This is a genomic window from Cohnella ginsengisoli (genome assembly GCF_029525555.1).
Lineage (GTDB): Bacteria > Bacillota > Bacilli > Paenibacillales > Paenibacillaceae > Cohnella > Cohnella ginsengisoli.
The window spans coordinates 1,086,581-1,101,371 of sequence record NZ_JAPDHZ010000002.1 but is presented as its reverse complement, the minus strand read 5'-3'; the positions used below and the strand labels follow the sequence as shown (position 1 = coordinate 1,101,371).

Sequence of the window (14,791 nt, the reverse complement as noted above, 5' to 3'; positions counted from 1 at the left end):
AACCTCGCTGTCATGGATCAAGCGTCGCAGAAGGGTCCGTTCGCCGGGCGGCATACCAAGCCGCGATATCGGCGGAGGGCGGATGCCCGTATTGGTCCTCGCTCATCTTAACCAGCAGCGTATATTGTTGCTCGACCATGCTGTTCTCCCCGAGCGCAGCGTGGAGCTTCATTATAAGGAAGTAAACGTCTTCGGAATAAGGAAAACGCGACTGCACCCGGTACAGCCAATCCAGCCCGTAGGCCGGCATACCGTGCTCCTCAAGCAGGGCCGCCAGTCTTAGCGCGTACCGGTACCAGAGCACGCGCAGCCTTCGGCGCTCCGCGTCCGCCCATTCGTAATCTTGCTCCTCGAAGTAATCGCCGGTAAACGCTTCAAGCCACGTTTCGTATTCCTGAAGCTGATCCGGAAGATTCTCGTCGGCCGGCGGCATGCGCCGCTCCCAATCGTCGACGTCGATCACGATGTCGTCGGTCGTCAGCTCGTAGCCGGCCTTGGTATTAAGGATTCGAATCCCGATGCCTGCGGCCTCGATGGACTTGCGCAGCTGATACACCGTCGTATACAGGAGGGCATAGCTGCGCTCGGGCGCAAGCTCGGGCCATAGCAGCTCGATCAGCGTGTCCTTGCGCGTCTGCTGTCCGCGTCTGTGAAGCAAGAAGGCGAACAGCTCCTGCGCTTTGTTCGTTCTCCAAGCCAGCTGCGTGGCGTTAGGTCCGTATTCGACGGACAACGAGCTAAAGCACCGGATGAACGCCTGGGTGCCCGACGCTTCGGCGTTCGCCGCGGCAGAGGGGGCCGGCGCGGCGCTCTCCAGCCGCTGAAGCGTATGCGCGAGACGCGGCAGCAGAACGGGCTTAAGCAGGTAGTCCAGCGCGTTCACCTCGAACGCCTTAAGGGCGTACTCCTGATAGGCGGTCACGAATACGATCCGGGCGCTGGGGAGCGCCTCCTGGAAGTGAAGAGCCGCTTCGAGTCCGTTCATGACGGGCATGTCGATGTCGAGGAACACGACTTGCGGGTCTAAGGCGCCGATCGCGTCCAGCGCGGCTTTGGCGTTGCCGAACTTGCCGCAGATCTCGATGCCGCCGAGCTTTGTGAGCTGTCTTTCCATATCGTTTAGTGCCAGGGGTTCGTCATCGACGATGATGCATTTCAATTCGATCACGCCTCGTTCGTGGTTCCGGCGCAGCTAAAGATCGCCATTTTTCTACATTATATCGGAGTTCAGGACAAAAGGAAGGCTTGAAACCATAAATTCTGCGGGTAGCCGGACCGGCGTACAATAGTAGCGAGGTGATCGACGAATGTTAAAGCTGGGCGTACTGGAGCAATCCCCCCGTGCTCAGCGGCGGGAACGCCGCGCAAGCGCTCCGGGATACGATCGAGCTGGCGAAGCTTGCCGAGCGGCTCGGCTATTCGAGGTTCTGGGTATCGGAGCACCACAACGCGACGGGGCTGGCGGGCTCTTCGCCCGAGGTGCTCCTCGCCGCGCTGGGGGCGCATACTTCGCATATTCGCATCGGTTCGGGCGGCGTGCTGCTGCCGCATTACAGTCCGTATAAGGTCGCCGAAAACTTCAGGGTGCTCGAAGGTTTGTATCCGGGAAGGATCGATCTCGGCATTGGCCGGGCGCCGGGCGGCATGCCGCTCGTATCGCGGGCGATGGGCAGGGAGGCGGGCAAGGACAAAGAAGCGGGCTTCGTCCATTCGTTGGGAGAGCTTGCGGCGTACCTCGGCATCGGCCCTCCGCTGGCAACGGGCCATCCGCTCGCCGGCTTGACGGCTTCGCCGGTCGTAAGCACGCGTCCCGAGGCATGGCTTCTCGGTTCGAGCGCCCATAGCGCCCAGGTCGCGTCCGCGATGGGCGCCGGGTTCGCATTCGCGCATTTTATCAATGGGCAGGGCGGGCAGGACGCCGCGCGCGAATACAGGCGGCGCTTCAGGCCGGGCCCGCTTGGGTCGTCGCCTCGCGTCGCGGTATGCGTATTCGTCGTCTGCATGGAGGACGACAGCCAAGCGGAGCGGGAAGCGGCCTCGCTTGACTTGCGGCTGCTGTTGAACGATAAAGGCGAATACGGCCGGCCGGTGCCTGGCCGAGAGGAGGCGCGCGCATACGCGTACAGCGCGTCCGACCGGGCGAGGATCGCGGAAAACAGAAGCCGGATCATCGTCGGCGGCCCAGAACGCACGGAGCGGATGCTGTACGCGCTCGCTGCGAGCTATGGCGCCGACGAGATCATCGTCAATTGCGTCACCGCGGACGCGCGGTCCCGATCCGCCAGCCTGGAGCGGGTCGCGGGCATGTTGCGCAAGCGGATCGCCAGGTAAAACGCGTTAACCGGCTTTGGCGGAAAGCGATAAGAAACCGGCGGAAGCCGGACGTTCGGTTTTTCGCGCGGCCGTCGGCCGAGGCCGTCCGAAGGCTTGCGCATTGCCCGCGGGATGCGGGTTTTTCTTGCTGTCGGGACGCGGTTTTTCGGTATGTCAAAAGTGTTAACATACCTCACACTTCCACAAAAAATACCTTACATAAGTATTGACGCTGTTCTATCAAAAAAATTTATAATAGCGACAGAGTTCAGGTGAAAAGTTGAACGTTGTTTCGTTTCATAAGACCGAATGTTCGGAAATGGGGAGGAAATTCGAAATGTCTGCACAAAACGTTTTGGATCTCATCAAGGAAAAGAATATTGAGTTCGTCGATTTTCGTTTCGTCGATTTGAACGGCCGCGCTCACCACATCACGCTGCCGGCGACCGAAGTGGACGAAGATACTTTCGTTAACGGCGTCGCTTTCGACGGTTCTTCGATCACCGGCTTCCGCGGCATCGAACAATCCGACATGGTCATGATGCCCGACACCGAATCGGTCTACGTGGATCCGTTCACCGCTCACGCGACCCTGATCGTCATGTCCAACATCTACACGCCGGACGGCGAACGTTACGACCGCGACCCGCGTTCGATCGCGCACAAGGCCGAAGAATTCCTTCAACAATCCGGCGTAGGCACGACTGCTTTCTTCGCGCCTGAGTCCGAGTTCTTCATCTTCGACGACGTCCGTTACGAGAGCACGATGAATTCTTCTTCCTTCTTCGTCGATTCCGAAGAAGCTGCCTGGAACACCAACCGCAAGGAAGAGGGCGGCAACCTGGCGTTCAAAGTAGGCGTCAAGGGCGGTTACGTGCCTGTCGCTCCGGTCGACTCCCAGCAAGACATCCGCAGCGAGATGGTCCGCCTGATGCAGGATTCCGGCCTTCGCGTCGAGCGTCACCACCACGAAGTGGCGACGGCCGGCCAAGCGGAGATCAACTTCCGCTTCGACACGCTGACCAAGACTGCCGACAACCTGATGAAGTACAAATATATCGTTCACAACGTTGCGCGCCAATACGGCAAGGTCGCGACCTTCATGCCGAAGCCGCTCTTCGGCGACAACGGTTCGGGCATGCACGTACACACGTCGATCTTCAACGATGGCGAGCCGCTGTTCTACGAGAAGGGCGCTTACGCGAACCTGAGCGATCTCGCGCTGCACTACATCGGCGGCATCCTGCATCACGCGCCTGCGCTGATCGCGATCACGAACCCGTCCACGAACTCCTTCAAGCGTCTGGTTCCTGGCTACGAAGCGCCGGTTAACCTGGTATACTCCGCCGGCAACCGTTCCGCGGCCGTCCGTATTCCGGTCGCTGCCGTTACGCCGAAGGGCTGCCGCATCGAGTTCCGTACGCCGGACTCCACGGCGAACCCGTACCTGGCATTCGCAGCCATGCTGATGGCAGGCCTGGACGGCATCAAGCGCAAGATCGATCCGCGCGCGCTGGGCTACGGTCCGTTCGACAAGAACATCTACGAGCTGTCCGACGAAGAGAAGGCAGAGATCCGCAGCGTACCGGGCAACCTGGACGAAGCGCTTGACGCCCTCGAAGCGGACTTCGAATTCCTGACCGAAGGCGGCGTCTTCACGAAGGAATTCATCGATAACTACGTCGACGTGAAGCGTGCCGAAGCGAAGGCTGTCGCGATCCGCATTCACCCGCACGAATACGGCCTCTACTTCGATTGCTAATCGAATCGGCTTTACCGAAAAGCTCCCGCAAGGGAGCTTTTCTTGCGTATGTTCAGCTTTGTCAGGGAAACGGAATCGTATCGAGCCGTTCATAGGAAGGCGAACGACCGAGATGGGAGCGGAAAATCGTAATCGAGCTCGCCGGCCACACCGCATGCAGCCCTTCCTCGCGAGCAGCCAACGTATGCCACAACTCCTGCGTCGCAGACTTGTCGCAGCGTTCTCCTTCGCAGCTGCGAGCGAGCGTAATATGCGGATGATAAGGTCTGGCCTCGGGCTCATAGCCGATTCGTTCCTGAAGCCGTTCGCCGAGCACACGGTGCAGCGCATGAAGCGGGGAGACGGCAGGATCCGCTTCCTGACTGCCTGCGACCGTATTGTCGTCATTCGCTTCTTCGATGCCGCACCAGAGCACGCGCGGCGCGGATGGGGATCCGAAGGTGCCCGGCGCGGAGAGAGACAACCGGGAAGGCTGCGTATGCCCGGCAGCCTCTTGGGCCGCAAGCCGAATATCCGGCAGCTTGTCCTTCGGCGTATTGCCCAGGTAATGAAGCGTAATATGGTAGTCGGCGGGATGCGTCCATTTGCGGTACGATAAAGCCGGCTCCATTTCTTGCGCTACACGGCCTAATGCTTGTTCAATGGGTTGCGGAAGTGCAATTCCTAGGAAAAGACGAAGATTATCCATGAAGCCCTCCATGTTCGTTCGGGAATTTTGAGTTTTGTCATCCTTTTGTCCTTTAAAGCGGTTGAACACCTCAGGCAGCTTTGTTATGATGTTTGAAGATGAAACGACTATAAGGTGGGAATTGAAATGTCCAATCGTGCCTACAATTTTAACGCAGGTCCGGCCGCTTTGCCTTTAGAGGTTTTGCAGCAGGCACAGGAGCAATTCGTCGAATTTGAAAACAGCGGCATGTCGCTGATGGAGATGTCCCATCGCGGCGCCATTTACGAACGCGTACATAACGAAACGGAGCAGCTCGTACGGGAGCTGATGGGCGTACCGGACGGCTACAAAGTGCTGCTCGTCCAAGGCGGCGCGAGCACGCAGTTCGCGATGGTACCGATGAACCTGCTTAAACCGGATCAGGCGGCCGCTTACGTCGCGACGGGCAGCTGGGCGACCAAGGCGATCAAGGAAGCGAAGCTGTTCGGCGAGGTCGCGATCGCGGCTTCCTCCGAAGCGGATGCTTACAAGCGGATTCCGTCTTTGGACGAGCTTAACGTGCCGGGCAACGCCGCCTATGTGCATTTGACCTCGAACGAGACGATCGAAGGGACGCAGTGGGCGGAATATCCGGATACGGGAGACGTGCCGCTCGTCGCGGACATGTCCAGCGATATTTTGTGCCGTCCTGTCGACGTATCGCGTTTCGGTCTTATTTATGCGGGCGCTCAGAAAAACCTCGGCCCATCCGGCGTTACGATCGTCGTCGTCCGCGAAGATTTGGTCGGCGCGCCGTCGATGACCGTGCCGACGATGTTTCGCTACGATACGCACGCGAAGAGCGGCTCTCTGTATAATACCCCGCCTTCGTTCGCCATCTACATGGCGAACCGGGTTCTGAACTGGGTGAAGGCGCAGGGCGGCGCAGCCGGCGTGGAGCGGCTGAACCGGGAGAAAGCGAACCTGATCTATTCGACGATCGACGCGAGCGGCGGATTTTACAAAGGCTTCGCGAATGCGGACAGCCGTTCCATCATGAACGTCACCTTCCGCCTGGGCAGCGAAGAGCTGGAGAAGAAGTTCGTGAAGGACTCCGAAGCCGCGGGCTTCGTCGGACTTAAAGGCCACCGCGACGTCGGCGGTTTGCGCGCGTCAATCTACAACGCCGTGCCGCTCAGCAGCGTCAAGGCGCTCGTAGACTTCATGGGCGAATTTGCCCGCACGAACGGTTAGGATCGACCGGCTGCGGCCGATGCATGCCTGAGCAGGCCGGAATGGATGAACCGCGGCGCCCGCCGCGGTTTTTTCGCATCGTCGAATAACATTTACTAAAGGAGGAAGGCAATCGAATGCCTTTTCATATCGTGCTCGTCGAACCCGAGATTCCCGCCAACACCGGCAATATCGCCCGCACCTGCGCTGCGACCGGTACGCATCTTCATCTCGTGCGTCCGCTCGGCTTTTCGACCGACGACAAGGTGCTTAAGCGCGCGGGTCTCGATTATTGGTACGCCGTCAACATTACTTACTACGATTCGTTTAACGAGGTCAGAAGCGCTTTTCCCGAAGGACGGTTTTTCTATGCCAGCACCCGCAGCTCGCGTCGCTACAGCGAGATGCTTTATAAGGACGGGGACTTGTTCGTCTTCGGCAAGGAAACCAAAGGATTGCCGCAAAGCCTGCTCGACGAAAATCCCGGACAGAGCATCCGAATGCCGATGACGGACAAAGTCCGGTCGCTTAACCTGGCCAATTCGGCCGCGATCGTCGTGTACGAAGCGCTCAGGCAAACCGGGTTTCCTGGTTTGGAAGGCTAATATCCTAATAAATTCGACATAAATCGGCAATATTCTTGCATTATTTTAAGCAAAATCTATTTTTTGCAGGGATTGTCGAGGAAGTTAGCGAACCTAAGGTTAAGACTTGGGCAATAATCCGCACTTGTTATGAATAACGAAAGAATGGGAGAGGACTGCTTTGAAGCCTGCTGGTGTCGTAAGAAAAGTGGACCAACTCGGCCGGATCGTGCTGCCGAAATCGCTGCGGAAGCGTTATCAGATGAATGAAGGTGATCCTGTAGAAATTCTTGTGCAGGGAGATCATATTATTCTGGAGCGTTACCGTCCGCGGTGCGTATTCTGTTCGTCCATGGAGAACGTCACCGAATATAAGGAACGCCATGTGTGCGGCGCATGCATGAAGGAAATGAACGCGCTCTAATCCACAATTCCACGACTGTTAGCGAGAGCCTTCCCGACCGGCGACCAGCCGGCTCGGAGACGGCTCTTATTCATTTAAAAGACCCCCAAGAAAGCCCGCTCGCACGGGATTGCCTTGAGGGTCTTGCCGCTTCGCGAAGCTTGAGGCGGATGCCTGTCCGAATCGGAGATCAAAGACCTTTGGTCTTGTCTTCGTTGTATGCGGCAGTCAACATCGCCGTGATGAACATCGCGAATACAAGCATGACGATCCAGAACTTGTCGCTCATACCCAGAATCATGTTCGACACCTCCACTAAACTTCCTCTATTATAACCAAGCCCGCCCAAAAAAGAAAACGCAAAAAACGGCGTTTGCGCAGCATACACTGTATCGTGGGCAAAAAGCCCGGCGCGCGAGCGCCCGGAAGCGATTGGAGATGGGGGCCATGATCAATTGGATGGGCGGTTGGCCTGCGGAGGGTTTGCTGGCCGAAGCCGAGTGGCAGGAAAAGCGCCAGGCGCCTTCCGTTACGGCGGCGGAAGCGATCGCGGATAGACTCCGCCGGCTGGAGACGGAGAAACGGCTAGCCTCGCTCGTATTGTCGGGCCAGCTCGGTCCGTATTGGCGGCCTGCGGACGATTCGGGACAGTGGCTCCTCACGGACGACGCGGACGAAGCGCTCCGATTGGCGACGAAGGCGCTGCTGCAGCCGGGCGACGCGATCCTGGTCGAGCGCCCCACGAGCCGCACGGCGCTGCAGTTGTTCGCCCGGGCCGGGGCGGTGGCATTCGAGGTGTCGGGCAGCGCGGAGGGGATGGATCCGGAAGCGCTGGCGGACGCGATCGCGGCCTTCAAGCCGCGTGCCGTTTACGTATCCCTGACCTGCTCGGATCCGGCGGGCTGCAGGTGGAGCGACGAACGACGAACGGCTTTGCTGCGATTATGCGCGCAAGCCGGCGTAGCGCTTGTCCTCGACGAGCGTCAAAGTCTGACGTGCGGTTGGACGACGAACCTGGCCGAGGGAGAAGAAGCCGGGCCGGCGGCGGTCATCGGCGGCTTGCCTTCCGGACTCGTATCGGGCATGCGGCTCGGATGGCTTCAATGGACGGGATGGGGCGAAAAGGACGCTGCGTTCCTGCCCGTCCCTTCCGCTAGAAGGCCGGACCGCGAGCGGGAGGCGCTGGATGATCGCGAGGCGCTGCTCCGTTTTTGGAGCGAGTCGTCCCCGATCCCCGCGCTCGAGACGCTAAGATTCATATATCGGACGCGGCATGCGTCTCTAGCGGAGCAGATCGCGCGGACTGGAATTCCAGGGTTGGTCTGCAAGCAGCCCGAAGCGGGCAGCCATGCCTGGCTGAAGCTGCCCGACGGACTGGAAGGCGAGCCGCTGCTGAAGGCGGCATGGCTGGAAGGCGTGCTGTTCCAGCCTGGCGCGGGGTACTATGCCGCGGCGGCAGATCGTTCGCGGCTGAGGCTGACGCCGGTCCATTCGGACGAGCGGGAGATCTCGGAGGGCGTCAGGCGATTGCGACTGACGATCGAATCTTTTATGGGAAGATCGATATAAGCTTAATAATCGGAGCCGCTCGCGTAAAGCAGGCCATCGACGAGCTCGACGTCGCGGCGCATGAGGCGCTCGTCGTCGCGGTTCGTGCACGCGCCGGAGCGGCCGTCGAAGGTCCAGTAGTGAAGCGGGCAATAAAACTCGCCATCGGCGAGCAGTACTTCTCCGCCGGCATGCGGGCAAAAAGCAAGCAGGAGCGCGATGCGTCCTTCTTCGTCCTTCGTCAGCCAGTACGGTTTGCCTTCCACTTCCAACGACATGGGCACTTCGGCCAGCATCTCGGCAGAACCGAGCGGAATGCGTGTATCGCTCATCTTCGTTGCAACTCCTCTATATAATAGGTAGCCGCTGACGAAACGCCGTCAGTGTCGTCAGCACCGTCAGCACCTTCAGCGTCGGATTCGGCAACGACGGCAGCGTCGGCAGTGCTTCGCTCAGACACAGCTGCGGCTGCCCACGGGAACCGCGTCGTCCAATACGAGACCGCTTCGGCATATTCAAGCAGCGCGGCTCGGCCGGCCGGCGTCAACGCGTACAGTCCGCGGCCGGCCTTCGCGAACCAGCCGTAATAATTGCTGCGCAGCAGCTGGCCGGGATCGGCGACCCCGGTGAGCGCGCCGACCTCACGCGGCGCGAGCGCCGGCGCGTCCGTGCAGCGGAGGGCCAGCGCGCACTGAAGCGCGCGCTCCCGGTAGGCGGTGACGAGCTTGCGCTTCGTGCTGCCGCCGACATTGTAGTCGCCGCTGCGCCCGGCGAATTCCTTGAGCAGCTTGGCGGCGCCCTTGCGACGGCCGCTAGATCTGGCCGTCGGCACGGCGACCGGCAGGAGCGGGGCAGCGATTGCCGCCGCGGCGTATCGCTCGGCGATGTTTTCGGCGACGGCGGCCGGGATGGCGCCTGCCGGCGGGCTGCCGATCTCGCACCATACCTCGATGACGGGCGGCTTGGTTTTATAAAAGGTCACCGTCATAAAGCCGAGGGAGAGCCTGCGGCATAGATCCGAGATCTCCCCGAAGCGCTGGTTGTGCGCGCCTTTCTTGACCCGGTTGCGCTCGACGGCCAGCCATACGGCTGCGCCCGTTCGTTGGCGTTCCAGCCCTTGGAGCAGCAGCGCGAGCGTGAACGTTTTTTTCATCTCGACGATGACGGGCAGGGATTCATCGGGCCGGATCCCTACCAGGTCGCAGCCTTTGATCTCCGCTTTGACCTCGTAGCCTCTCGCCGTCCAGAACGCTTTCAGCGCAGGATACAGTTCCGTCTCGTATTTGACCGCCACGCCGCTTCCCCCCCGTTCGCCGCTTGATTCGTACATTATAGCACGGTCATTTATTTTCATCCCGTTTTCGGGGCAAATTCGTCCACCTCCCCCGCATAGGTATAGAGTACGTTGCGAAGACGATGGATGGTCACACCGATAGACAGACAGAGAGACAGGGAGGATAGCGGCATGGACATCTTCAAGCGGCTCGCCGAGTACCGGACTGCTAGCGAGAGGTTGACGTGGACGGGAACATTTCGCGATTATATCGATCTGCTGAAAAACGACCCCGTACCTGCGATGACCGCGCATTCCAGGGTATACGACATGATCGTCTCCCACGGTGTGGAAGAGCAGAACGGCGTAAAGAAGTACAAGTTTTTTGAAAACGACATTTACGGCCTCGACCGAACGCTCGAGCGGCTGGTCGAAGAGTATTTTCACTCCGCGGCCAGACGGCTCGACGTCCGCAAGCGGATTCTGCTGCTCATGGGGCCGGTGAGCGGAGGCAAGTCCACGATCGTCACGTTGCTGAAAAGAGGGCTGGAGCAGTATTCGAGAACGGAAAGGGGAGCGGTGTTCGCGCTGCAGGGCTGTCCGATGCACGAAGAACCGCTGCATCTCGTGCCCAGCGAGCTCCGGACGGAATTCGAAAAGGAGCTTAGCGTCCGCATCGAGGGCAATCTCTGCCCGTCGTGCGCCCTCCGGCTGCGCAGTGAATACGGCGGCGACATCGAGCGCTTCCCCGTCGAGCGCGTTTTTCTGTCCGAAGATACGCGAACCGGCATCGGCACGTTCAGCCCGTCCGACCCGAAGTCGCAGGACATCGCGGACCTGACGGGCAGCATCGACTTTTCGACCATCACCGAATACGGCTCGGAGTCCGATCCCCGCGCCTACCGCTTCGACGGCGAGCTGAATAAGGCGAACCGCGGCTTGATGGAGTTCCAGGAGATGCTCAAGTGCGACGAGAAGTTTCTGTGGAATCTGCTCTCGCTGACGCAGGAAGGCAACTTCAAAGCGGGCCGGTTCGCGCTCATCAGCGCCGACGAGCTCATCGTGGCGCATACGAACGAGTCCGAGTACAAGACGTTTATCGCCAACAAGAAAAACGAGGCGCTGCAGTCCCGGATGATCGTCATGCCCGTACCGTATAATCTGCGCGTGAGCGACGAGGAGAAAATTTACGCCAAGCTCATCGGGCAGTCGGACATGAGCCATATCCATATTGCGCCGCACGCACTAAGGGCCGCCGCCATCTTCAGCATTCTGACGCGGCTGAAGGACTCCAAGAAGCAAGGCATGGACCTGGTCAAAAAGATGCGGCTCTACGACGGCGAAGAGGTCGAAGGCTTCAAGGACGCGGACCTGAAGGAAATGCAAAACGAATTCAACGACGAGGGCATGTCGGGCATCGACCCGCGCTACGTCATCAACCGCATCTCCAGCGCGCTGATCAAGCAGGACCAGGAGTACATCAACGCCCTCGACGTGCTGCGCGCGCTCAAGGACGGGCTCGACCAGCATCCTTCCATCACGAAGGAGGAGCGCGAGCGGTACTTAGGCTTCATCTCCGTCGCGCGCAAGGAGTACGACGCGCTGGCGAAGAAAGAAGTGCAGAAGGCGTTCGTCTATTCGTTCGAGGAGTCGGCGCGCACGTTGTTCGAGAATTACCTCGACAACATCGAAGCCTACTGCAATTGGCAAAAAAATCAAGGATCCGCTGACCGGCGAATCGATGGATCCCGACGAGCGCCTTATGCGTTCCATCGAGGAGCAGATCGGCATCTCCGAAAACGCGAAAAAAGCGTTCCGCGAAGAGATCCTGATCCGAATCTCCGCGTATTCGCGCAAAGGACGCAAGTTCGACTACAGCACGCACGAGCGCCTGCGCGAGGCGATCGAGAAGAAGCTGTTTGCCGATCTGAAGGATATCGTCAAGATCACCACCTCCACCAAGACGCCGGACGAAAACCAGCTGAAGCGCATCAACGAGGTCATCAACCGCCTCGTCGAGGAGCACGGTTACACGACCGCCAGCGCCAACGAGCTGCTGCGCTACGTGGGGAGCTTGCTGAACCGCTGAACACAAAGGCGAGAGCGGCCCGAACCTGCGCGAGCGCGCCAAACCGCACAATTGCTGTGCGGTTTTTGGCGTTGCGCTATGAGCGTAGACGCCACTACTCGCGAGCTCAAGTTGATTCGCCGACCCGCCACTTACATGATGCTCCGAAATATCGCAAAATTGCGCTATTTGCCCCATGCACGATGACGTAAAGTAGTTTGTGTACCAGGTTTTGGAGCCTAGCCAGGCAACAAAAAAAGTAGGGTATCCTCGGTACTGCGACATCACCAAGGAGGAACCCTACTCGATGACTACTATACCCGAAAACCTGCTGTCTGATCTATTTGAAAATGTTGTCACTCAGTTTGTAAAAGCCAATCTGGAATCCATCATGAAGGCGGAGATTAAGCACTTCATGGAGGACGAGCAGGAAGGCCAGCGCAATAGCCGCAACGGCTACTACAAACGCAGCCTTCACACGAAGTACGGACACATTGAAGATCTTGAAGTGCCACGGGATCGCAATGGCCAGTTTCAGACGCATGTGTTCGAGCCATACCAGCGCCGCGACGGATGGCTGGAAGAAGCCGTGATCCAGATGTACAAAGGCGGTATGGGGACCCGAGACGTGGCGCGCTTTATCGAGGGCATGTTCGGCAGCCACTATTCGCCTACAACCGTCAGCAACATTACGGCAACCGTGCTTGAAGACATTCAGGCCTGGCAGCAGCGTCCGCTGCAAAAGCGTTACGCCGTCATCTACTTGGACGGCCTCTATGTGAAGCTCAAACGCAGCACCGTGAGCGGCGAAGTCATTTACTTTGCCATGGGCTTCGACGAGGACGGACGCCGTCAGATCCTCGGCTTTTACGTCGGTGGCCAGGAGAGCTCAAACGGCTGGCGCGAGGTACTTAAGGATCTGTACAACCGCGGCGCCACCGAGGTGCTGCTCGGCGTTTTTGACGGCTTGTCGGGGCTCGAGGAAGCCTTCCGCGAGACCTATCCGAAGGCCGACGTGCAGCACTGCGTCGTGCACAAGGTTCGAGCCACTTTCCCCAAGATCCGCGTCCAGCACCGAGCGGATGTGATTGCTGATCTCAAGACCATCTACACGGCTGCGGACTACGATGTGGCGCTCGCTGCCTTCGACACCGTAACCGCCAAATGGGGAAAGCTGTACCCCAAAGAAATGAAAGCGTGGAAGGAGCAGTTGCCGACGCTGCTTACGTTCTACAAATATCCGTCCTTAATCAAGGACGCCATCTACACCTCCAATCCAATCGAGCGGATGAACAAAGAAATCCGAAAACGTCTTAAACCGATGAACAGTTTGACCAACATGGACGCTGCCGAAAAGATTGTTTATCTCGAAGCCGCAGACTACAACGAACGCTTCGAGAACCGCGTCATCCGTGGCTTTGGCGATTCTGTTGTAAAGAAAAAACTCGCTGAGATGTTTGAGGAACGGTACCCTGCTGATGCAAAGGCAATGGCGGAATAGAACTCCCGCGCCTTCGCTTGGGCTACGCTCCCCATCTTCACGACATCTGGTTGCCCATAACGATGAGATACCTTACTTACACAAACTTCTTGACGCTACCTTCGCGTGGGCGACGCGCCGCCATCGCGGCACAGGCGCGCACGGAATAGCGCAAAAATGCGCTATTCTAATCTTCGCGTGGGCGGCGCGCCGCTATCGCGGCACAGGCGCGCTCGGAATAGCGCAAAAATGCGCTATTCTAATCTTCGCGTGGGCGACGCGCCGCTATCAAGGCACAGGCGCGCACGGAATAGCGCAAAAATGCGCTATTCTAATCTTCGCGTGGGCGGCGCGCCGCTATCGCGGTACAGGCGCGCACGGAATAGCGCAAAAATGCGCTATTCTAATCTGCGCATGGGCGCCGCGTCGCTATCGCGGCACAGGCGCGCATGGAATAGGGCAAAAACGCGCTATTCAAATCTACAAACCGGCGCGTGGATGAATCGCCGCCCTCGCGTCCATGATAATTAATGAAAAGCACCGCTTCAGGCGAACGATTCGCCCGAAGCGGTGCTTTTGCTTAGCCGTTAATGACGGTGCCGCCGTTGACGTGCAGCACTTGTCCCGTCACGTAAGAGGAATCCTCGCACGCGAGGTAGACGTAAGCCGGCGCGAGCTCGTCGGGCTGCCCCGGACGCTTCATCGGGCTGTCGGTGCCGAACTTCGCCACCTTTTGCTCGTCGAAGGTCGAAGGGATGAGCGGCGTCCAGATCGGCCCCGGCGCGACGGCATTGACGCGGATGCCCTTGTCCACGACATTGCCCGACAGCGAGCGGGTGAAGGCGACGATCGCGCCTTTGGTCGAGCTGTAATCGAGCAGCTCCGGGCTTCCGCGATAGGCGGTGATCGACGTCGTGTTGATGATCGCGGCGCCTTTTTTCAGATGCGGCATCGCCGCCTGCGTCAGGTAGAACATGCCGAAGACGTTGGTGCGGAACGTTTTCTCCAGCTGCTCCGGCGTGATGTCCTCGATCGTCTTCTGCGGATGCTGCTCCGCGGCGTTATTCACAAGCACGTCGAGCTTGCCGAGCTGGGACACCGTCTGATCGACGGCCTGCTTGCAAAAAGCCGGGTCGCCGACGTCGCCGTCCAAAATGATGCACTTGCGGCCTTCGGCCTCCACTTGGCGCTGCGTCTCGCGCGCGTCGGTGTACTCGCTGAGGTAGAGGAACGCGATGTCGGCGCCTTCCTTGGCGAACGTGATGGCGACGGACCGGCCGATCCCGCTGTCGCCGCCCGTAATGAGCGCGACCTTCCCGAGCAGCTTGCCCGCGGCTTTGTATGTCGGAGATTCGACCTCGGGGGCCGGATACATATCGCTCTGAATGCCGGGCTGTTGGTCCTGGTGCTGCGGCGGGACATGGGACGGACGCGTCGGCGTCTCGGTCGGACTGGTCGTCTGGTTGGTTGGCGTCATG

Annotated in this window: 12 protein-coding genes and 1 pseudogene; 8 read left to right on the top strand and 5 right to left on the bottom strand. The window is 59.2% G+C overall.

Features of this window, described 5'->3' with window-relative positions; translation table 11 throughout:
- Positions 1-10: 10 nt before the first annotated feature.
- Positions 11-1,159, bottom strand: a complete 1,149-nt coding sequence (locus tag OMP38_RS05430) for a response regulator (RefSeq protein ID WP_277564196.1) — start codon at positions 1,157-1,159, stop codon at positions 11-13.
- 182 nt (positions 1,160-1,341) lie between these two features.
- Between OMP38_RS05430 and OMP38_RS05425 the strand changes: the two genes are divergently transcribed.
- The gene (locus OMP38_RS05425; RefSeq protein ID WP_277564195.1) at positions 1,342-2,331 is read left to right on the top strand and encodes an LLM class flavin-dependent oxidoreductase; all 990 of its coding nucleotides are present in this window, start codon (positions 1,342-1,344) and stop codon (positions 2,329-2,331) included.
- 319 nt (positions 2,332-2,650) lie between these two features.
- On the top strand, positions 2,651-4,075 hold the full coding sequence (gene glnA / locus OMP38_RS05420) for a type I glutamate--ammonia ligase (protein WP_277564194.1): 1,425 nt from the start codon (positions 2,651-2,653) through the stop codon (positions 4,073-4,075).
- Positions 4,076-4,136: 61 nt separating this feature from the next.
- Here the strand turns inward: glnA and thpR are convergent, their stop codons facing one another.
- Positions 4,137-4,763 (bottom strand): RNA 2',3'-cyclic phosphodiesterase, encoded by a 627-nt coding sequence (gene thpR / locus OMP38_RS05415; RefSeq protein WP_277564193.1) that lies wholly within the window; start codon positions 4,761-4,763, stop codon positions 4,137-4,139.
- 126 nt (positions 4,764-4,889) lie between these two features.
- Between thpR and serC the strand changes: the two genes are divergently transcribed.
- From serC to OMP38_RS05395, 4 genes are all read left to right on the top strand, one after another.
- A complete protein-coding gene (gene serC / locus OMP38_RS05410; RefSeq protein WP_277564192.1) occupies positions 4,890-5,978 on the top strand; it encodes a 3-phosphoserine/phosphohydroxythreonine transaminase in 1,089 nt (362 codons plus the stop codon).
- 116 nt (positions 5,979-6,094) lie between these two features.
- The gene (gene trmL / locus OMP38_RS05405) at positions 6,095-6,562 is read left to right on the top strand and encodes a tRNA (uridine(34)/cytosine(34)/5-carboxymethylaminomethyluridine(34)-2'-O)-methyltransferase TrmL (protein WP_277564191.1); all 468 of its coding nucleotides are present in this window, start codon (positions 6,095-6,097) and stop codon (positions 6,560-6,562) included.
- 160 nt (positions 6,563-6,722) lie between these two features.
- The gene (locus OMP38_RS05400; protein ID WP_090109687.1) at positions 6,723-6,965 is read left to right on the top strand and encodes an AbrB/MazE/SpoVT family DNA-binding domain-containing protein; all 243 of its coding nucleotides are present in this window, start codon (positions 6,723-6,725) and stop codon (positions 6,963-6,965) included.
- 426 nt (positions 6,966-7,391) lie between these two features.
- The gene (locus OMP38_RS05395; RefSeq protein ID WP_277564190.1) at positions 7,392-8,513 is read left to right on the top strand and encodes an aminotransferase class I/II-fold pyridoxal phosphate-dependent enzyme; all 1,122 of its coding nucleotides are present in this window, start codon (positions 7,392-7,394) and stop codon (positions 8,511-8,513) included.
- A 2-nt stretch (positions 8,514-8,515) separates the two neighbouring features.
- Here OMP38_RS05395 and OMP38_RS05390 read toward each other — a convergent pair whose 3' ends face one another.
- Both OMP38_RS05390 and OMP38_RS05385 read right to left on the bottom strand, forming a co-directional pair.
- The gene (locus tag OMP38_RS05390) at positions 8,516-8,824 is read right to left on the bottom strand and encodes a Rieske (2Fe-2S) protein (RefSeq protein WP_277564189.1); all 309 of its coding nucleotides are present in this window, start codon (positions 8,822-8,824) and stop codon (positions 8,516-8,518) included.
- A complete protein-coding gene (locus tag OMP38_RS05385; protein ID WP_277564188.1) occupies positions 8,821-9,786 on the bottom strand; it encodes a DUF2161 family putative PD-(D/E)XK-type phosphodiesterase in 966 nt (321 codons plus the stop codon). Before OMP38_RS05385 ends, OMP38_RS05390 begins: the two co-directional genes overlap by 4 nt.
- Before the next feature lie 171 nt (positions 9,787-9,957).
- Between OMP38_RS05385 and OMP38_RS05380 the strand changes: the two are divergent.
- Both OMP38_RS05380 and OMP38_RS05375 read left to right on the top strand, forming a co-directional pair.
- Positions 9,958-11,854: pseudogene (locus tag OMP38_RS05380) on the top strand (PrkA family serine protein kinase).
- 286 nt (positions 11,855-12,140) lie between these two features.
- A complete protein-coding gene (locus OMP38_RS05375) occupies positions 12,141-13,334 on the top strand; it encodes an IS256 family transposase (protein ID WP_277564187.1) in 1,194 nt (397 codons plus the stop codon).
- 559 nt (positions 13,335-13,893) lie between these two features.
- On the opposite strand, the gene OMP38_RS05370 is transcribed toward OMP38_RS05375, so the two are convergent.
- Positions 13,894-14,790: an SDR family oxidoreductase gene (locus OMP38_RS05370; RefSeq protein ID WP_277564186.1), complete on the bottom strand. Its 897-nt coding sequence runs from the start codon at positions 14,788-14,790 to the stop codon at positions 13,894-13,896.
- Between the last annotated feature and the right edge of the window lies 1 nt (position 14,791).

What these genes read in the sequence shown, in the direction of transcription:
- glnA (WP_277564194.1), top strand. Translation starts at nt 2,651, where the DNA reads ATGTCTGCACAAAACGTTTTGGATCTCATCAAGGAAAAGAATATTGAG.
- thpR (WP_277564193.1), bottom strand. Translation starts at nt 4,763, where the DNA reads ATGGATAATCTTCGTCTTTTCCTAGGAATTGCACTTCCGCAACCCATT.
- serC (WP_277564192.1), top strand. Translation starts at nt 4,890, where the DNA reads ATGTCCAATCGTGCCTACAATTTTAACGCAGGTCCGGCCGCTTTGCCT.
- trmL (WP_277564191.1), top strand. Translation starts at nt 6,095, where the DNA reads ATGCCTTTTCATATCGTGCTCGTCGAACCCGAGATTCCCGCCAACACC.
- OMP38_RS05395 (WP_277564190.1), top strand. Translation starts at nt 7,392, where the DNA reads ATGATCAATTGGATGGGCGGTTGGCCTGCGGAGGGTTTGCTGGCCGAA.
- OMP38_RS05390 (WP_277564189.1), bottom strand. Translation starts at nt 8,824, where the DNA reads ATGAGCGATACACGCATTCCGCTCGGTTCTGCCGAGATGCTGGCCGAA.
- OMP38_RS05375 (WP_277564187.1), top strand. Translation starts at nt 12,141, where the DNA reads ATGACTACTATACCCGAAAACCTGCTGTCTGATCTATTTGAAAATGTT.
- OMP38_RS05370 (WP_277564186.1), bottom strand. Translation starts at nt 14,790, where the DNA reads ATGACGCCAACCAACCAGACGACCAGTCCGACCGAGACGCCGACGCGT.